Raw genomic sequence first — 18,740 nt, 5'->3', positions numbered from 1 at the left:
CCTTTAAACTCTACATCTCGTAACAAGGAGTCGTTATGACGCCCGATGTGTTATTTGAATCGCTATGGCAAGATTACATTCAACGTCTTTGCCCTTCGGCGGCTAAAGTGCATCAGCTGCTTCAAGAAGATGAGCCTCTGATTAATGATCATATAGCTTTACGTACCTTCAATATCGCGCCTCTTGATATTGAAACTCTAGCTAAGCCATTTGTAGCTATTGGTTACAAGGCGTGTGGTGATTACGTTTTCGAAAGCAAAAAGCTGGTTGCTAAGCACTATGAGCACCCAGATCCGAAGCAACCTAAAGTATTTATTAGTGAGCTAAAAGTTGAAGAGTGCTCGCCTGAGCTACAAGAGATTGTGAAAAATTTGGTGGCACAAGTCGATGCTGACAAGCTGAACGATAGCGCATTCTTACATGGTGGACGCTTGTGGGATTTAAGCTTTGCTGATTACCAAACGTTGGCTAAAGAAAGTGAGTACGCATCTTGGCTTGCGGCGCATGGTTACGGAGCAAACCACTTCACGGTGAGCGTTAACCAACTCAATGAATATGAAGAAGTGAAGCAGGTAAACGATCATCTGCGTACCGCTGGGTTTACCATTAATGAAAATGGTGGTGAAGTGAAGGGCACTCCTGAGGTGTTGCTAGAGCAGTCATCGACCATGGCAGATAAAGTAGCGGTTCGTTTTAGCGAAGGCACTGAAATTATCCCTGGCGGGTTTTATGAATTTGCTAAGCGCTATCCGATGGAAAATGGTGATTTGTACCCAGGTTTCGTGGCCGCTTCAGCTGACAAAATCTTTGAAAGTACGAATGGCTAAGTTTTAGGGTTAACCTGTTAAGCTTACTCATTAGTGTTCGCTGCACCCTATCTCATTTGGTCATGAGTAAATAAAAAGCCACCAATGTTGCCATTGGTGGCTTTTATAATTTTGTTCGTGTCACTCTAGTTCGAGATTAACGAGTACCGTAAACCACGATGGTTTTACCGTGAGCAGAGATTAGGTTCTGCTCTTCTAGCATCTTCAAGATACGACCCACTGTCTCACGAGAACAGCCAACAATTTGACCGATTTCTTGACGAGTGATCTTGATTTGCATGCCGTCTGGGTGAGTCATTGCGTCTGGTTGTTTTGCAAGGTTCAGAAGCGTCTGAGCGATACGACCAGTTACGTCTAGGAACGCCAGGTCACCTACTTTTTGGCTAGTTACTTGAAGACGACGAGCCATCTGCGCAGAAAGGCGCATTAGGATGTCTGGGTTTACTTGGATAAGCTGACGGAACTTCTTGAAAGAAATTTCAGCAACTTCACAAGGAGATTTAGCACGAACCCAAGCTGTACGCTCTTGGTCTTCCTCGAATAGACCAAGTTCACCAATAAAGTCTCCTTGGTTTAGGTAAGAAAGGATCATCTCCTTACCTTCTTCGTCTTTGATAAGAACCGCAACAGAACCTTTAACGATGTAGTACAAAGTTTCTGCCTTTTCGCCCGCGTGAATTAGCGTGCTCTTTGAAGGGTACTTATGAATATGACAGTGTGAAAGAAACCACTCTAATGTTGGGTCGGTTTGAGGTTTACCTAGAACCATAATATCTCACTTCCTCTGCAGGGTACGCTTGCGCTATCCATATTTTAGCTAAGCCTGAATTAGGCCTACTAGAATAAGAGCACTTTTTATATGCTGCAAGCTCTCTTGTGTTTCGGTAAGAAATAGTATCCTTTTTCGAAAACGATTTCTTGATTTTAATCGTGCCATGATTGAGATTTTGTAAGCAAAACTGTGCACATGATCACGGTATGAAAAGTAAACATCTTCGCAGGCAGGTTTTTAGCCAATTTTCCCTGTTTCGATGAGCTGTTGTAGGATAGGCCGAACTATGAGCTCCATTGCAAAGCTCATCTTACCGCCGGGTACGACAATCGTGTTGTGGCGTGACATGAATGAGCCATCAATCATGGCCAGCAGATATGGGAAGTCGACATTCTTGATACCGCGTAGGCGAATCACCACAAAACTCTCATCCAAACTAGGGATGCCTTTTGCATTAAGTGGGTTGGAAGTATCAACGGTCGGTACGCGCTGGAAGTTGATGTGAGTACGAGAAAACTGCGGAGTGATATAGTTGAGGTAATCGTCCATGGATCGCACGATTGAGTCCATTACCGCTTCACGCGAATGGCCGCGATCGCGAGTGTCACGTACGAATTTTTGGATCCACTCTAAGTTCACAATCGGCACCATGCCAATTAAGAAATCCACATGTTGAGCAACATTAACATCGCCATCGACCACGCCACCATGTAACCCTTCATAAAACAGCACGTCGCTGTTTTCGGGTAAGTCTTGCCACGGTGTAAACGTGCCTGGCATTTGATTGTAGGGAACCGCTTCGTCAAACGTGTGCAGATAACGGCGCACGCTGCCAGTGCCGTCATGCCCGAACTTACGGAAAAACTCTTCTAATCCCGGGAAGTCATTAGCTTGTGGGCCAAAGTAGCTAATGTGTCGACCTTGCTCGCGGGCTTTGCGAATTTCGATGTCCATTTCTGGGCGAGTAAAGCGATGGAAGCTATCGCCTTCAACCCATGCGGGTTTAACGTTCATCATATTGAACATTTTACGGAAGGCTTCAGATGTAGTGGTCGTGCCGGCACCGGACGAACCAGTAACCGCAATAATTGGGTGTTTAGCTGACATGACAAACCTTGTCGAAAATTACTTACCTGTAATGTGCAGTAGAGTTACTACTGCACGGTCGATATCCCACTATAGCACGTAACAATACCTTGTCATCGAGTGGGATACGGTAAAATGTGAAGGGTCTAAAATTTTGTTTTATGCTGAATATCGACGGTTTCGTGTAGCTCAGAGAACACGATAACCGCTTCACCTTTTTCCAATTGAGCTTTAACTTGATCAATTTTGTCTTGCAAAGAAACCTCGACGGTTCCGTAATCCGTTCCTTCGCGTAAGACGAATTCACGAATTAAGTTTTCCAATGTTTCCGGCGCAATGTCTTGCCATGGAATGATCATAAATACCTCTAACTTTTATGATGAGCGGCTAGTTTACTGCGTTCGTTGCTTGGATACAGCAGAAAGGTAATCTGCGGCGATACTTTCGTAATACGCGGGCAGCGCTTCCTCCAACCAAAACTTAGGTTTTAACGCCGTTCCTGTCAGGAAACCAACATGGCCACCGTGTTCAAAGAGACGGTAATCAATGTTATCTGGCAGAACAAATTTCGGGATCACATCGTCGGTCATGAATGGATCGTCTTTGGCGTGAATGATCAGTGTCGGTAGCGTGATCTGTTGTAATTTACTTAAGCCAGAACATTGATCGTAATAATCTTGTGCGTCTTTAAAACCGTGCAGTGGTGCCGTGATCAAATCATCGAATTCATACAGCCGTGTGACACGTTTTATTGAGTTGTAGGACAGCGCAAGCTCACCATGCAGTAGATGATGCTTTTGTAACGCGTTACGTTTCAGTGAAGAAAGCAGGTAACGGCGATACACTTTTGAAAAGCCTTGTTCTATACGGTTCGCACACGCCGCTAGGTCTAAAGGCGCTGAGATAATAGTCGCTGCATTCAAAATAGGGTGGTCTTTATATTGGGCTAAATAATTCGCCAACATGTTACCGCCAAGAGAAATACCAACTGCAACTTTGGGATTATCAGGAAAACGTTGTTCAAGGTGCTCTAGGAAGTAACGAGCATCCGTCACTTCTCCCGAGTGATAAGCTCGTGCTTTTTTGTTTGGTTTACCGCTGCAGCCACGAAAATGCATCATCACCGACAGCCATCCAGATTGAGCAAATGCATTCATTAGCCCATTGGCATAAGGGCTATAGAAGCACCCCTCTAACCCATGAAATAAAACAAAAATCGGCTTTTTTTGTGCAGGCTCTTGGGTTGGGTCCTCGCTCCACGCGAGATCGAGAAAGTCGCCATCGGATGTATCGAGGGTTTGCCAAATCGGCGTAAACAACGCTTTTTTGCGAATAAAACGCGGCAAAAGCGTTTGGAGATGCGGGTTTTTGATCCCGGCGGCTGCGAAAAATTGTGTCATACCTAACTGCTCTTATGCGGTCCTTCGGTGTCCGTTGAAGAACTTATTAATATAATCCTTTATAAAGATTATAGGTATTCTACAGATTTATGGGCGTTTTGGTGGTTGAATGTTTGGCACCGGCATAGCAAAGGCTTGCTGCAAATGCTCCCCACCGAGTTGACGACAGTATCTCAACGTCAGTGGGTCACCATCATTTTTGAGTAGTGCAAGTGAGTTAATGCAGTCCACCAAATCCGCTTGTTGCTGCTTTTCTAGTTGCAGCTCAAACTGCAAGGTCTCACGATACAAAGCGTCATTGACTTGAGACTTAAGGTGGCGACGAAGGTCGCGAAAGGAGTGAAGTAAAGTTTCGCTCCTACCTAGACAGTCTTGCACCAAGGGCCAGTCTTTTTCTTGGAAAATGAGTTGCTGCTCATCGAGCCATCTGAGCAGCAGGAGTAGGTTCACGTTACCGTGGTAGTTGTTCTGTAATGATAAACACGCCTCTTTCACTTCTCGCACACCATAAAATTGCAGACTAAACTGCCAAAGGTGTTCTAGGGTGAGTGTGTATTCAGCGTGTTGATTACTCATTGATTAAACTCTAGCTCCATCTGCTCCAACGTTTCTTGAGCAGACATCCATTCCATTTCAATTTCTTCGAGCTCAGCTTTACTGGAAGCTTGAAGTGCCAGCACTTGGTTAAGTTTAGCTTTATTTTCGGCCGCATACAGTGAGTTGTCCGCCAATTGTTCTTCAGCTTCGGCCAGTGCAGCACCTAACTTATCCATTTTATTTTCTAGTTGTGTCAGCGTTTTGCGAATTGGCGCTGTCTGTTTTCGAAACTCTGCATCGCGACGTTTTTGCTCTTTCTTCGCAGCTGCGCTGTTGGCCGTATCTTTGCTTGGCTGCGCAGCCTGCGCTTCTTTGCGTTCCGCTCTTTGTTGTTCGGTTAACCATTTATAATAGTCATTTAAATCACCGTCGAACGGAGCAACTTGTCGATCATGCACTAAATACAAGTCATCGGTCGTAGCGCGCAGTAAATAGCGGTCGTGCGAAACAATCACCATCGCACCTTCGAATGTTTGCAGTGCCATCGTAAGTGCTTGGCGCATGTCCAAGTCTAAGTGGTTGGTCGGTTCATCAAGTAGCAACAGGTTTGGCTTTTGCCACACAATTAAAGCCAATACCAAACGGGCTTTTTCGCCACCAGAAAACGGCGCAACTTTTTCTAGTGCTTTGTCACCTTGGAAGCCAAAGCTACCTAGGTAATCACGTAGCTGCTGTTCGGTTTGATCGGGTGCGATTTGCATCATGTGTTGCAGCGGCGTTTCTTCAGGATGAAGCGTTTCTAACTGGTGCTGAGCGAAGTAACCAATTTTCACGCCTTGTGAGTAAGTTAGGTCACCACCTTGCGCGTTAAGTTCACCAGAGAGCAGCTTGATTAAGGTCGATTTACCCGCACCATTACGGCCGAGTAGACCAATACGACTGCCAGGAACCAAGTTCAAGCGGATCTTCTCTAAGATGAGGTTGTCACCGTAACCTGCAGATACTTCATCCATCATCATGATTGGGTTTGGCAGCGCAGCTGGCTCACGGAATTGAAAGCTAAATGGGTTATCGAATTGAGCTGGCAGTACTTTTTCCATGCGCTCCAAAGCTTTGATACGGCTTTGGGCTTGGCGTGCTTTTGATGCTTTGTAACGGAAGCGGTCGATGTAGCTTTGCATGTGCGACATCTGCTTCTGTTGCTTTTCAAACATCGCTTGTTGTAACACCATCTTTTGTGCGCGTTGGTTTTCGAATGACGAGTAGTTACCCGTGTATTCGTTCAGCTGCTGATTCTCGATGTGAATGATGCGACCAACGATTGGATCAAGGAAGTCTCGGTCGTGCGAGATCAGAATCAGCGTGCCAGGGTAGTTTTGTAGCCAACGCTCTAACCACATTACCGCGTCCAAATCCAAGTGGTTGGTTGGTTCGTCGAGTAGCAGTAGATCAGAACGACACAATAGCGCTTGAGCCAAGTTAAGACGCATACGCCAACCACCCGAGAATTGGGTCAAACTCCAACTCATTTGCTCTTGGCTGAACCCTAAACCATCGAGCAGTTCTGCCGCGCGAGCGCGAATGCTGTAACCACCAATGGTTTCAATTTTACCGTGTATCTCGGCAACTAGGGTTCCGTTGTCTTGTGTTTCTGCTTCAGCTAACTGCTTTTCGAGAGCGCGGTACTCGCGATCACCATCAATGACGTATTCCAGTGCAGTGCGCTCTAGCGCAGGCGTTTCCTGTGCGACCCAGGCCAACTCCCAGTGTTGAGGTTGGCTAAATGAGCCAGCATCAATTGACAGTTCATCTTTCAGTAGGGCAAACAGCGTTGATTTACCGCAGCCGTTTTTGCCCACAAGACCGACTTTATCGCCAGGGTGAATAGTCGCAGAAGCTTGGTCTAAAAGAGGTTTACCGCCACGCAGTAACTGAATATCAGAGAAGGTAATCATAAAGTTTTCATTCACTTTGCGCAGTGCGCGTTGCTTGGTTACATAGCGAAGTGGTTTCAATCGTTTTTAAAGCCACTTGGGTATATATCTAGCGGTGAATAGTAGGGGTATTGGCCGGAAAAGTCGATTGATTCGCTTTAATTGCATTATGCTGTACAAAAAAGTATAACAATTTGATAACGGATAAAAATAACCACAAGGACGACCATTTGGCTGTTGCACCGTCTATTCTCCCAAAAGTTCTGGTCATTTATGCTCATCCAGAGCCACATAACTCGATTGCCAATCAAGTGATGATAAAAAAAGCTCAGTCGCTTGATCACGTCACTGTGCACGATCTTTACGGTGTTTACCCCGATTTCTTTATTGATGTGAATTACGAACATGAGTTGTTGCTCGCTCACGATGTGATTGTATTTCACCACCCACTTTATATGTATTCATGTCCAGCCCTATTAAAAGAGTGGCTAGACCGAGTGTTAGGTAAAGGCTTTGCGTTTGGCGGAGGTGCGGCGCTAGAAGGAAAATACTGGCGCAGTGTCATTACAACAGGTGGTAAAGAAGAAGCCTTCAGCGCGAAGGGGTACAACAAATACCCACTTGAGCAAATCTTGCAACCGTTTGAACTGACGGCAGCCCTATGTCAAATGCACTGGATTGAACCACTGGTGTTGTATTGGTCAAGAAATGTTTCAGATATTGAACGCTACGAACATGCCGAGTTATACCGTGGATGGCTGAGTAACCCACTTGAAAACTGGCAAGCGGCAGAGCGAGGAGGTCAGTATGGCGATCACCAGTGAGTTTCTTCAAAGCAGTGTGGTCTTTCTTTCGGCTGCGGTTATTGCGGTGCCGATTGCTCAGCGCCTTGGGCTTGGCTCGGTTTTAGGTTATTTACTCGCTGGTGTGTTGATTGGCCCATGGGGGCTTGGCTTAATTAGCGACGTTGATGCCATTTTGCATTTTGCCGAGCTTGGGGTTGTGTTGTTACTGTTTTTGATAGGACTTGAGTTAAACCCTAAAAAATTGTGGCAGATGCGAGGGCCGATTTTAGGTTTAGGCGGTGCGCAGGTTGTGGTCACGACCGCCGTGATTGGTAGTGTCGTCAGTATGTTTGGCGTAAGCATGCAAGTGAGTTTAGTGATCGGGATGGGGTTGGCGCTGTCCTCGACGGCGATTGCGCTTAAAGTCATTGAAGAGCAAGGGCTTAATGGTACCGAAACGGGGCAATCTGGTTTTGCGGTGCTGCTCTTTCAAGATATTGCAGTGATCCCGATGCTGGCGATGTTGCCCTTGCTAGCAGGCGGGCATAGTGGTGGAAGTTGGTTGGATGTCTTCACTATTTTAGGCAGTGTGGTAGCACTGTTGATTGGTGGTCACTTTTTACTACGTCCGCTATTTCGTTTTGTCGTGATGAGCGGCGTTCGTGAACTCTTTACCGTTGCTGCACTTTTAGTCGTGCTTGGCATTTCGGTCGTGATGCAAAAGCTCGGCCTTTCGATGGCATTGGGGACTTTTTTAGCAGGCGTTTTGCTGGCAGAGAGTGAGTATCGCCATGAGTTGGAAATCGCTATCGAGCCATTTAAAGGTCTGTTGTTGGGGTTATTCTTTATTGCGGTGGGCATGGCGGTAAACTTGGGGTTATTGGCATTACATCCTTTAGAGATTCTCGGTGCGGTGGTGGCTTTGGTCGTGGTTAAGGGTTTGGTTTTGTATGCATTGGCGAGAGCTGCCCGTGTCGGAGCCAAAGCGAGAAGCCGTATGGCTGCAATTTTGAGCCAAGGCGGTGAGTTTGCCTTTGTCATATTTACCGCGGCGAGCCAAGAGGGCATTTTGTCCAAAGAGCAAGTGGCGTTTCTGTTGGTGGTGGTCAGTCTATCCATGGTGACGACTCCTCTTTTGCTGATGGGACAAAAGAAGTGGTTTGCTCATACCCTGAATCAAGAAGAAGAGGGCATGACCACGAAAGTCGTGGATCGCCGACCACGCGTTATCATTGCAGGCTTTGGACGTTTCGGTCAGATCGTCGGACGTTTAATGTATGCCAATAAAATCAAAGTGACAGTATTAGAAAGTGATGCCAGCCAAATCCACCTATTACGTAAGTATGGTTACAAAGTGTTTTATGGCGATGCTACACAAATTGACCTATTGAGGGCTGCTGGCGCTGATAAAGCGGAAGCATTGATTATTTGTACTGATTCACCTGATGAGGTGATGGCCATCGTGGACATTTGTCGCGTGCACTTCCCGAAACTTAAGTTGTTAGCCCGAGCAAGAAGCCGTGTCGAGGCTTACCAGTTAATGAGTCATGGTGTAGAGAATTACTCTCGTGAAACATTTTTAGGGGCGCTAGATCTCGGTCGCCAAGCGCTCGTAGAACTGGGTATGCATCCTTATCAAGCAAAGCGGGCAGAAGCACATTTTCGCAAGTTGGATAATGCTATGCTTAAGGACTTATTGCCTCAACACAATGAAGATAAGAAATTAGCTCAAAGGGCGAAAGAGGCACGCAAAGAGCTAGAAGAAATATTTGGTCGTGAAATGGAGAGCGACCATCAGTCACCTAATCATTGGAAGTAGTACTTGAGCCAAGACTCAAGCTAAGGAAATAGCGTGAAAATCAAGAAACGTTTTATTGCCGGCGCTAGCTGCCCAAATTGCAGCCAGCAAGATACCCTGCGCTGGTGGATTGAAAATAACATCGAGTTAGTTGAGTGTGTCGAGTGTGAGTTTACAGAGCAGCGCAAACCACAATCTGTAGAGAAAAATAAACACTCAGATCAGGAAATGATCGGAATTTTTAAGCCGGAGTAATTGAACTTCGATAATTGATCCCCATAATACACCCAGATATCTCAGTACTTAACCCCATTCAGGTTAAGTCAATTAATCTCCCTGGAGTTAGTATGAAAATTGAAAAGAACGTTGTTGCAAGCCTTGCATACAAAGTAATGATGGAAGACGGTGTCGTTGTTGATCAATCAACAGCAGAAGCACCTCTAGATTACCTTCACGGTCACAACAACCTAATCACAGGTCTTGAAAAAGAACTTGAAGGTAAAGTGGCTGGCGACAAGTTCTCAGTAACGGTAGCTCCTGAAGAAGCTTACGGTGAGCACAACGATGCGCTAGTACAGCGCGTTCCTGCGGACGTATTCCAAGGCGTTGAGCAAATCGAAGTGGGCATGCGCTTCCTAGCTGACACTGACCAAGGTCCAATCCCTGTTGAAGTAACAGAAGTTGACGGCAACGAAGTGGTTGTTGACGGTAACCATATGTTAGCTGGTCAAACACTAACTTTCGAAGTAGAAGTTATGTCTACACGTGAAGCAACAGCAGAAGAGATCGAACACGGTCACATCCACCAAGGTGGTGGCTGTTGTGGTGGTCACGATCATGACCACGATCACGAAGAAGAAGGCGGCTGCTGTGGCGGCGGTAGCTGTGGTTCTCACTAATCATAAGCTCCTTCACTAGATAATCTTATCTAGCAAAGCTTTGAAAAGCGCAAGTTGAGTTTTCAACTTGCGCTTTTTGTTTATCTAAGGTGTAGTGCCAACCATACAAGGAATAACAGTTGGACAAAGTGATGACGAAACCTTTCTCGATTGCCATTCATGGCGGTGCAGGCACCATCTTGCGTGAACAGATGAGCGATGAGCTGCAACAATCCATCTTGGCGGATTTAGAAGCTGCGGTAAAAGCGGGACATCAAATTCTAGAAACGGGCGGTGAAGCCTTAGATGCAGTCGTAGCGGCAGTGAAAGTATTGGAAGACTCTCCTAACTTTAATGCGGGTAAAGGCTCAGTGCTGACCAACAACGAAATGGTTGAAATGGACGCTTCTGTGATGGATGGGCGAAACCTTGCAGCAGGCGCGGTCGCTGGGGTTCGTCATATCAGAAACCCAATTGAGCTCGCTCGTGACGTGATGCGAAACAGCAATCATGTGTTGTTGGTGGGTGAGGGCGCAGAGAAGTTTGCTTTTGAGCAAGGCCATGAGTATACCGAGCAAGATTACTTCTTTACTGATCGCCGTTATGAGCAGTTGCTGTCTATGCGTGAGAAAGGACTGTTTGCTTTGTCGGAATCTCGTTACCCAGATGACCGTAAGCACGGTACGGTTGGTGCGGTAGCGTTAGATCAACAAGGCAACTTAGCCGCTGCCACCAGTACGGGTGGCGTGACGAATAAGAAATACAACCGAGTCGGAGATTCGGCTCTTATTGGTTGTGGTACGGTGGCCGAAAATGGCGTTGTGGCAGTTTCCACTACGGGTGTCGGTGAGTTCTTTATTCGTAAACGTGTTGCGGAAGACGTTGCAGCACGTATGCGTTACTTACAAGAAGATATTCATACGGCTTGTGAACACATTATCCAAGGTGATCTCAAACAGATGGGCGGAGAGGGCGGTTTGATTGCCATTGATGCTAAAGGTGAGATGCACTTTGCGATGAACAGTTCTGGCATGTACCGAGCCGGCATTAATACGCAAGGCGAGCTGAGCGTTAAAATCTACGCCGACGAATAGCTTCCTCTTGAGAACCTTCTTAAGTAATTAATACAACAAAGCCCAGAACATGTTCTGGGCTTTATGCTGTTTGAGCCTGCATTTTAATAATGCGGTGGTGGGGTTTCTTCTGACGGATCGGCTAAATTCGACGAGTCCATATTTTTTACTTTACCTACCACATATTTCATCTGATCGAGCATCTTGGTAATTTGCAGTTGCTGCTGCGATAAAGCGCCGTTCAGATCTTCAATAGTCTGTTCTTGGAACGCAAGCTGACATTCTAAGTCATTAATACGTGCTTCCAATTGCTGAATGATTTTTTCTGTCATGATCCGTTCTCTAACTGCCAAGCTTGGGCAATACCTGCTGAAGTAGCAGTAATTACGCGTTGTTTTGAATCAAAGGCTGCATCATACACGACCGCACGGGGAGGGCGAGTGTCTTTTTTGGGCTCCACTTCAAATCCACTCATTCGTTTTCCGGTTTGAGTATCCCATATCGACACACGGCCAGAAGGGCTTCCTGTGACTAGTTGAGTCCCGTCGTCAGAAAATCGTGCGGTAGAGAAAATTAATTGGCGTGACCAACTGCTCAACTGTGTGACTTCTTGTCCAGTTTTTAAATCCCAAACAATCGCTTGGTTTCCGCCATCAGATGTCATTGCTAATTTTCCATCTCTTTGCAGGGCCACGCGAACAATTCGTTGTTCATGTTCGAAGGTTCGTAGTACTTGTCCGGTTTCGGTGTCCCACAGATACGCTTTATAGTCATTACCTCCGGTTAGGGCGAAGCGCCCATTAGGAGAAATGGCCACGGAATTGACTTTTTCACGATGCGCAAGGAACTCCATGCGACGCCCGGTGACTAAGTTGACATAAATTGCTTTACCGTTGGATAACCCAAGCAGAACTTGTTCACCATTACTGGTGATATCAACGTCGCGAATGAGCGCATCAGAGATAGACCAAAGGCCTTCGGATTGCGTCCAGCCTAGGTCCCAAACTGCGAAGTTCATTTGGCTTGCTGTAATTGCGTAGCGACCATTGTCAGATATGCGGATATGGGAAACCACATTGGCATCGGCATCGAGTTCACCCAGGTTGGCTAGTTGTTCATTTTGCTCTAGGTCCCACAACATCAAATGACGTTGTTGAGAATAGAGCAGAGCAAACCGTCCATCTCTGCTAAGTGCGAAGCTCGTCGCACCTTGAGGTTCTATCGGCCAACGCTGCACTTCACGCTCGGCGAAAAAGCAACCATTTAACGTGGTGATGACAATTAAATATAGGAATAAATGAAAAATTCTTTGCATCACATCTAATAATCCGGTTTGTGTCTTAAGACATATAGCTAGTATATTGGTATAACGATTGTCTTCACTAGTCTCATAGAAGATTTGTGCACAACAACCAATGGCAGAGCCATTATTGGGAGAATTTAATGAAATCAGTTTTAAAAGTGTCGCTACTTGCTGCAACAGTTATGCTAGCGGTAGGTTGTCAGAAAGAAGAAACTAAAACAGAAACCGCACCTCAAGCAGAACAAGTTCAAGCAGAAACCGGTAAAGCGGTTCACTTTAAAACCGACGACGACAAAGCGGCATACGCAATCGGTGTTTCATTTGCTAACTACCTAAGCACAAGCATCGACAAGCCAAGCGAAATCGGCATTAATCTTAACAAAGATTTGGTACTAAAAGGTATCGAAGATGTCTTCAAAGGCAATGCTGAATTGAATGAAGAAGAAACACGTGCAGCACTAGAATCTCTAGACAAGCGTGTTGCAGAAAAGATGCAAGCACAAGCGGCTGAGAAAGCAGCTGAAGCGAAAAAAGCTGGCGATGATTTCCGTGCTGAGTTTGAGAAGCAAGAAGGCGTAGTGAAGACAGATACAGGTCTTCTATACCAAGTAATGACACCAGCTGAAGGTGAGAAGCCAAAAGACACTGATACGGTTCAAGTACACTACAAAGGTACTCTGATCGACGGTACTCACTTCGACAGCTCATACGATCGTGGTGAACCTGCAACGTTCCCACTTAACCGTGTAATCCCAGGTTGGACAGAGGGTGTTCAGCTAATGCCTGTGGGTTCTAAATTCAAATTCGTTATCCCGCCAGAGCTAGCATACGGTGACCAAGACACACCAAGCATTCCTGCTAACTCAACGCTAGTATTTGAAGTTGAGCTGCTAAAAGTTGAGAACGACAACGCAGAGCAATAACAATAAGCTGCGATAAGTTATTGAAAAAGGTCCGTTTAACGGGCCTTTTTTGTTCTAGGTCACTAGTTGGTGAGTTTGCTAGGTTGCTTTTCAAATTTTCTGATAAACTTACACCAATTTGTTGATTTTTCGCTCGAAGGCTTATGACAACTACAGAAACAATAAACGCGGAGATGTTGCTCGAAATGGAATCCGTTAACGTGATGCCGTTTACCGAGCACGACAAAATCATTTTAAGATCTTATGAGGCGGTCGTGGATGGTATCGCTAGCCTGATAGGTCCATTTTGTGAAATCGTTCTTCACTCTCTAGAAGACTTAAATACCTCTGCAATTAAAATCGCTAACGGTGAAAACACGGGGCGCCAAGTCGGCTCACCAATCACTGATTTAGCGCTTAAGATGCTAAAAGACATCGAAGGCTCGGAGCGCAACTTCTCACGTTCGTACTTTACCCGTGCAAAAGGTGGCGTGTTGATGAAGTCGATTACTGTCGCCATTCGTAATGGCGAAAATCGCGTGATTGGTTTGTTGTGTATCAACGTCAACTTGGATGCGCCTTTCTCGCAAGTTCTTCAGTCTTTCATGCCGACGCAAGAAGCGAAAGAAGCGGCTTCCTCGGTCAACTTTGCTAGTGACGTAGAAGAGCTGGTGGACCAAACTGTTGAACGCACCATCGAAGAGATCAATGCGGATAAATCCGTGTCTAACAACACCAAGAATCGCCAGATCGTGATGGAGTTGTACGACAAAGGTATCTTCGATATTAAAGATGCCATCAACCGTGTCGCGGATCGCCTTAATATTTCAAAACACACCGTTTACTTGTACATTCGTCAACGTAAAACCGAGGATGATGAAAGGTGAGTAAACTGACTTACACGTTAGTGGTGAATGGTCCCGTTTATGGCAGCCAGTCAGCGCGCAGTGCTTATCAGTTTGCCAAAGCGGTGATAGAGCAAGACCATCAGCTAGTGAGCGTCTTCTTTTATCAAGATGGTGTGACTAATGGTACTGCTTTGAGTGTGCCAGCCAACGATGAATTTGATCTCAATAAGGCGTGGCAGTCTTTGGCTAAAGAGCATGGTGTTCGCCTAGAAACTTGTGTCGCGGCCGCTTTGCGTCGCGGGATTGTAAGTGAAGAAGAAGCGAATCAACATGGTTTGGTTCAGAACAATCTAGCCGATGGTTTTGAACAAGCAGGCTTAGGTAGCCTAGCTGAAGCGATGTTAACCCAAGACAGAGTGGTACAGTTTTGAGTCAGTTAACTTATCTATTTCGTAGTGCGCCACATGGCAGTGCAGCTGGTCGTGAAGGTGTGGATGCACTGTTAGCCGCGTCGGCTTACTGTGAAGATATCAGCGTCATTTTCATGGGTGACGGGGTATACCAGCTTCTACTCGGACAAGACCCCAACAATATTTTGAGTAAAGATTACGCGCCGATGTTAAAGCTTTTCGATTTATACGACATCGAACAAGTCTTTGTGTGTTCAGAGTCGTTAACCCAGCGAGGTTTGGCGCAAGCGGATTTAGTCATTGAAGCCCAAGCGTTAAGCTCAGAGCAGCTCAAAGATAAGTTACAACACGCTGGTAAGCTACTGTCTTTTTGAGGAAGTTATGTTACACATCATAAAAACAGTCTCTGCTCTAGAAGACGCTATGCCTTTATGCAGTGAACAGGATGACATCTTACTTATAGAAGATGCAGTGTACGCTGCTAACTCGCAACATAAAGCATTTTCCCATCTTAAAAACCGCAGCGTATTTGTGTTAGAGAGCGATGCACAAGCTCGCGGTATTGCAAATCGTATCAGTCCATCGCTGACGATTGTGAATTATTCAGGCTTCGTTGAACTAACAGCAAAACAGGATAAATCCCTAACTTGGGATTGAACAAGATTTGCTGTCGACAAAGCTTTACGGATGAATTGTTCTAATTGAACAAAAAAGATCCGTATATTTCTTGACACACCTCTCACTGCTGCATAGAATTTTGCGTCCCTAACTGCATTGGCAGTTGGGGATAGATTTTTCACAAAGCTTACTTTCAAGTAAATCAGGAGCTAGTTAATGGCAACTATTAACCAGTTGGTACGTAAGCCACGTGCAAAGCAAGTTGTTAAAAGCAACGTGCCTGCACTAGAAGCGTGCCCACAAAAACGTGGTGTATGTACTCGTGTTTACACTACTACACCTAAAAAACCTAACTCAGCACTTCGTAAAGTTTGTCGTGTTCGTCTGACAAACGGCTTCGAAGTTACATCGTACATCGGCGGTGAAGGTCACAACCTTCAAGAGCACTCAGTTGTTCTAATCCGTGGTGGTCGTGTTAAAGACCTTCCAGGTGTGCGTTACCACACTGTTCGCGGCGCACTAGACTGTGCTGGCGTAAATGACCGTAAACAAGGTCGTTCTAAGTACGGTGTGAAGCGTCCTAAGTCTTAATGGATTCCGTTAAGTAAGGCCAAACACTAAATTATTTTTAATTTTTTGAAAAAACTGAAAAGTTTTGGATAAAACCTGAAGAAGACAACGGAGATAAATCCATGCCACGTCGTCGCGTCATTGGTCAGCGTAAGATCCTTCCAGATCCAAAATTCAAATCTGAATTGCTGGCAAAATTCGTTAACATCCTAATGGTTGACGGTAAAAAATCTACTGCAGAGAAAATCGTTTACACTGCACTAGATGCTATGGCTGAAAAGTCTGGTAAAGACCACTTAGCTATTTTTGAAGAAGCTCTTGAAAACGTTCGCCCAGCGGTAGAGGTTAAATCTCGCCGTGTTGGTGGTTCAACTTACCAAGTACCTGTAGAAGTACGTCCGGTTCGCCGTAACGCACTTGCTATGCGTTGGTTGGTTGAAGCTGCGCGCAAGCGTGGTGAAAAATCTATGGCTCAACGCCTAGCTGCTGAAATGCTAGACGCGTCTGAGAACAAAGGTACTGCGGTTAAGAAACGTGAAGACGTTCACCGCATGGCTGACGCAAACAAAGCGTTCGCTCATTACCGTTGGTAATACCTTCTGTGCTGCGAGGTTCTCTCGCAGCACTTTTCTATACTCTAAGGTACACCTTAGTAAGAGGATACAATCGTGGCTCGTAAAACTCCTATTGAGCTCTACCGTAATATCGGTATCTGTGCTCACGTAGATGCAGGAAAAACAACCACAACTGAGCGTATTCTGTTCTACACTGGCCTTTCTCACAAAATCGGCGAAGTTCACGATGGTGCAGCAACCATGGACTGGATGGAGCAGGAGCAGGAGCGTGGTATCACTATCACATCCGCTGCGACTACTACATTCTGGCGTGGTATGGAAGCACAGTTCCCTGAGCATCGCGTAAACATCATTGATACCCCTGGACACGTTGACTTTACTATCGAAGTAGAGCGTTCTCTTCGTGTACTTGATGGTGCTGTGGTTGTGTTCTGTGGCTCATCTGGTGTTGAACCTCAGTCTGAAACTGTATGGCGTCAAGCAGACAAATACCACGTTCCACGTTTGGTATTTGTAAACAAGATGGACCGTGCGGGCGCAGACTTCCTACGCGTTGTGAACCAAATTAAGAATCGTCTTGGTGCGACTCCTGTTCCAATCCAGCTGAACGTTGGTGCGGAAGATGAGTTCAGAGGTGTCATCGACCTTATCAAGATGAAAATGATCAACTGGAATGATGCCGATCAAGGCACTTCGTTTACTTACGAAGACATCCCAGCTGACATGATTGAACTTGCTGAAGAGTGGCGCAACCACATGGTTGAATCCGCTGCTGAAGCTAGCGAAGAGCTGATGGACAAGTACCTTGAAGAAGGTGAATTGACTGAAGCTGAGCTCAAACAAGCTCTACGTACTCGCACACTAAATAACGAAATCGTACTGGCTACTTGTGGTAGTGCGTTTAAGAACAAAGGTGTTCAAGCGGTACTGGATGCAGTAGTTGAGTTCTTGCCATCGCCTGTTGACGTACCTGCAATTAAAGGTGTCGACGAAAGAGAAAATGAAGTTGAGCGTCATGCTGACGACAACGAACCTTTCTCTGCGCTAGCGTTTAAGATTGCGACTGACCCATTCGTGGGCACGTTAACTTTCATGCGTGTTTACTCCGGTGTTGTAAACTCGGGTGACGCTGTTTACAACTCAGTAAAAGAGAAGAAAGAGCGTTTCGGTCGTATCGTTCAGATGCATGCGAATAAGCGTGAAGAAGTGAAAGAAGTTCGCGCTGGTGATATTGCAGCTGCTATCGGTCTGAAAGACGTAACAACAGGTGACACACTGTGTGATCAGAACCACAAAGTGATTCTAGAGCGCATGGAGTTCCCTGAACCAGTTATTCAGATTGCTGTAGAGCCTCGTTCTAAGGCAGACCAAGAGAAAATGGCTATCGCGCTAGGTAAACTAGCAGCGGAAGATCCATCATTCCGCGTGGAAACGGACGACGAATCAGGTCAGACTCTGATCTCAGGTATGGGTGAACTTCACCTAGACATTATCGTTGATCGTATGAAGCGTGAATTCAGCGTTGATTGTAACGTTGGTAAACCTCAGGTTGCTTACCGTGAAACCATTCGTGGTAAAGCGGAAGTTGAAGGTAAGTTTGTTCGTCAATCAGGTGGTCGTGGTCAATACGGTCATGTTTGGGTCAAACTTGAGCCTTCTGAGCCTGGTGAAGGTTTCGTATTCGTAGACGAAATCGTGGGCGGTGTGATTCCTAAGGAATACATCAGCTCGGTATCGAAAGGTATCGAAGAGCAAATGAATAGTGGTGTTCTAGCGGGTTACCCTGTACTAGATATTAAAGCTACACTATTTGATGGTTCTTACCACGATGTAGACTCAAGCGAGATGGCGTTTAAGATCGCTGGCTCGATGGCATTCAAGAAAGGTGCATTAGAAGCACAACCTGTGATTCTAGAACCTATGATGAATGTCGAAGTAACCACTCCGGAAGACTGGATGGGTGACGTTGTTGGTGACCTAAACCGTCGTCGCGGTATCATTGAAGGCATGGACGAAGGTGTGGCTGGTCTTAAGATCATCCGTGCTCAAGTACCACTATCCGAAATGTTCGGTTACGCAACTGATCTACGTTCTGCAACTCAAGGCCGTGCGTCTTACTCTATGGAGTTTCACGAGTACGCTGAAGTGCCGAAAAACTTCGCAGATAAAATTATTGCAGAGCGTGGTTACTAATTGACGATTGAACTGCAAAAAGTTTACGACTTTTTGCGAGATCAGGGCGTCCAAATATTGCGCTAACGGGCGTTGGCGCATAAAATAACAATTTCTGGCGCGTCGTCGATCAATAATGATCACGACGAATCATAACTAGGAAGGAACACGATCGTGTCTAAAGAAAAATTTGAACGTACGAAACCGCACGTTAACGTTGGTACTATCGGCCACGTTGACCACGGTAAAACA

The 18,740-nt window shown here is 45.8% G+C and carries 22 protein-coding genes; 14 read left to right on the top strand and 8 right to left on the bottom strand.

Annotated features, from left to right (window positions below):
* Positions 1 to 35 precede the first annotated feature (35 nt).
* Positions 36 to 827, top strand: a complete 792-nt coding sequence (locus tag R7Z50_RS22780; protein WP_238854842.1) for a DUF1338 domain-containing protein — start codon at positions 36 to 38, stop codon at positions 825 to 827.
* A 136-nt stretch (positions 828 to 963) separates the two neighbouring features.
* On the opposite strand, the gene crp is transcribed toward R7Z50_RS22780, so the two are convergent.
* From crp to R7Z50_RS22750, 6 genes are all read right to left on the bottom strand, one after another.
* Positions 964 to 1,596, bottom strand: a complete 633-nt coding sequence (gene crp / locus R7Z50_RS22775; RefSeq protein WP_005381432.1) for a cAMP-activated global transcriptional regulator CRP — start codon at positions 1,594 to 1,596, stop codon at positions 964 to 966.
* Positions 1,597 to 1,836: 240 nt separating this feature from the next.
* Entirely contained in the window at positions 1,837 to 2,706 is an 870-nt protein-coding gene (locus tag R7Z50_RS22770; RefSeq protein WP_005381434.1) for a phosphoribulokinase, read from the bottom strand.
* A 125-nt stretch (positions 2,707 to 2,831) separates the two neighbouring features.
* On the bottom strand, positions 2,832 to 3,044 hold the full coding sequence (locus R7Z50_RS22765; RefSeq protein WP_005382815.1) for a YheU family protein: 213 nt from the start codon (positions 3,042 to 3,044) through the stop codon (positions 2,832 to 2,834).
* Positions 3,045 to 3,077: 33 nt separating this feature from the next.
* Positions 3,078 to 4,085, bottom strand: coding sequence for a hydrolase (locus R7Z50_RS22760; RefSeq protein ID WP_033907159.1), 1,008 nt, complete (start codon positions 4,083 to 4,085; stop codon positions 3,078 to 3,080).
* 87 nt (positions 4,086 to 4,172) lie between these two features.
* The gene (locus tag R7Z50_RS22755) at positions 4,173 to 4,661 is read right to left on the bottom strand and encodes a TIGR02444 family protein (RefSeq protein ID WP_005382813.1); all 489 of its coding nucleotides are present in this window, start codon (positions 4,659 to 4,661) and stop codon (positions 4,173 to 4,175) included.
* Positions 4,658 to 6,577 (bottom strand): ABC transporter ATP-binding protein, encoded by a 1,920-nt coding sequence (locus R7Z50_RS22750; protein WP_042523641.1) that lies wholly within the window; start codon positions 6,575 to 6,577, stop codon positions 4,658 to 4,660. Before R7Z50_RS22750 ends, R7Z50_RS22755 begins: the two co-directional genes overlap by 4 nt.
* 209 nt (positions 6,578 to 6,786) lie before the next feature.
* Between R7Z50_RS22750 and kefG the strand changes: the two genes are divergently transcribed.
* The 5 genes from kefG (at position 6,787) to R7Z50_RS22725 (ending at position 11,111) form a co-directional block, all read left to right on the top strand.
* Positions 6,787 to 7,380 carry a glutathione-regulated potassium-efflux system ancillary protein KefG gene (gene kefG, locus R7Z50_RS22745; RefSeq protein ID WP_017821749.1) on the top strand — a complete coding sequence of 198 codons (594 nt, stop codon included), beginning with the start codon at positions 6,787 to 6,789 and terminating at the stop codon, positions 7,378 to 7,380.
* A complete protein-coding gene (kefB, locus tag R7Z50_RS22740; protein WP_017633740.1) occupies positions 7,364 to 9,160 on the top strand; it encodes a glutathione-regulated potassium-efflux system protein KefB in 1,797 nt (598 codons plus the stop codon). Before kefG ends, kefB begins: the two co-directional genes overlap by 17 nt.
* A gap of 33 nt (positions 9,161 to 9,193) precedes the next feature.
* Entirely contained in the window at positions 9,194 to 9,394 is a 201-nt protein-coding gene (locus R7Z50_RS22735) for a YheV family putative zinc ribbon protein (protein ID WP_005381449.1), read from the top strand.
* A 92-nt stretch (positions 9,395 to 9,486) separates the two neighbouring features.
* On the top strand, positions 9,487 to 10,038 hold the full coding sequence (slyD, locus tag R7Z50_RS22730) for a peptidylprolyl isomerase (RefSeq protein ID WP_005381451.1): 552 nt from the start codon (positions 9,487 to 9,489) through the stop codon (positions 10,036 to 10,038).
* A gap of 131 nt (positions 10,039 to 10,169) precedes the next feature.
* Complete coding sequence (locus R7Z50_RS22725; protein ID WP_053303049.1) at positions 10,170 to 11,111, top strand: isoaspartyl peptidase/L-asparaginase family protein; 942 nt, start codon at positions 10,170 to 10,172, stop codon at positions 11,109 to 11,111.
* Between the two features lie 83 nt (positions 11,112 to 11,194).
* Here R7Z50_RS22725 and R7Z50_RS22720 read toward each other — a convergent pair whose 3' ends face one another.
* Both R7Z50_RS22720 and R7Z50_RS22715 read right to left on the bottom strand, forming a co-directional pair.
* Positions 11,195 to 11,422, bottom strand: coding sequence for a SlyX family protein (locus R7Z50_RS22720; protein ID WP_005381455.1), 228 nt, complete (start codon positions 11,420 to 11,422; stop codon positions 11,195 to 11,197).
* Entirely contained in the window at positions 11,419 to 12,405 is a 987-nt protein-coding gene (locus R7Z50_RS22715) for a WD40 repeat domain-containing protein (protein ID WP_005381457.1), read from the bottom strand. The genes R7Z50_RS22720 and R7Z50_RS22715 overlap by 4 nt, the downstream gene beginning before the upstream one ends.
* Before the next feature lie 128 nt (positions 12,406 to 12,533).
* On the opposite strand from R7Z50_RS22715, the gene fkpA reads away from it, so the two are divergent.
* From fkpA to fusA, 8 genes are all read left to right on the top strand, one after another.
* Positions 12,534 to 13,316: an FKBP-type peptidyl-prolyl cis-trans isomerase gene (fkpA, locus tag R7Z50_RS22710; protein WP_318149264.1), complete on the top strand. Its 783-nt coding sequence runs from the start codon at positions 12,534 to 12,536 to the stop codon at positions 13,314 to 13,316.
* Between the two features lie 143 nt (positions 13,317 to 13,459).
* Positions 13,460 to 14,182 (top strand): transcriptional regulator, encoded by a 723-nt coding sequence (locus tag R7Z50_RS22705; protein WP_005382804.1) that lies wholly within the window; start codon positions 13,460 to 13,462, stop codon positions 14,180 to 14,182.
* Positions 14,179 to 14,574 (top strand): sulfurtransferase complex subunit TusD, encoded by a 396-nt coding sequence (gene tusD, locus R7Z50_RS22700; RefSeq protein ID WP_318149263.1) that lies wholly within the window; start codon positions 14,179 to 14,181, stop codon positions 14,572 to 14,574. Before R7Z50_RS22705 ends, tusD begins: the two co-directional genes overlap by 4 nt.
* A complete protein-coding gene (gene tusC / locus R7Z50_RS22695) occupies positions 14,571 to 14,927 on the top strand; it encodes a sulfurtransferase complex subunit TusC (RefSeq protein WP_005382801.1) in 357 nt (118 codons plus the stop codon). The genes tusD and tusC overlap by 4 nt, the downstream gene beginning before the upstream one ends.
* 7 nt (positions 14,928 to 14,934) lie before the next feature.
* Positions 14,935 to 15,210: a sulfurtransferase complex subunit TusB gene (gene tusB / locus R7Z50_RS22690; protein ID WP_005382799.1), complete on the top strand. Its 276-nt coding sequence runs from the start codon at positions 14,935 to 14,937 to the stop codon at positions 15,208 to 15,210.
* A 177-nt stretch (positions 15,211 to 15,387) separates the two neighbouring features.
* Positions 15,388 to 15,762, top strand: a complete 375-nt coding sequence (gene rpsL / locus R7Z50_RS22685) for a 30S ribosomal protein S12 (protein ID WP_004399892.1) — start codon at positions 15,388 to 15,390, stop codon at positions 15,760 to 15,762.
* Between the two features lie 101 nt (positions 15,763 to 15,863).
* Positions 15,864 to 16,334, top strand: coding sequence for a 30S ribosomal protein S7 (gene rpsG / locus R7Z50_RS22680; RefSeq protein WP_005382796.1), 471 nt, complete (start codon positions 15,864 to 15,866; stop codon positions 16,332 to 16,334).
* Between the two features lie 75 nt (positions 16,335 to 16,409).
* Positions 16,410 to 18,509: an elongation factor G gene (gene fusA / locus R7Z50_RS22675; protein WP_005382794.1), complete on the top strand. Its 2,100-nt coding sequence runs from the start codon at positions 16,410 to 16,412 to the stop codon at positions 18,507 to 18,509.
* The last annotated feature ends 231 nt before the right edge of the window (positions 18,510 to 18,740 follow it).

This window comes from Vibrio sp. 1249-1, from assembly GCF_033340495.1.
Note: the sequence above shows the minus strand (reverse complement) of the source record. Positions and strands in the feature narration are given on the sequence as shown.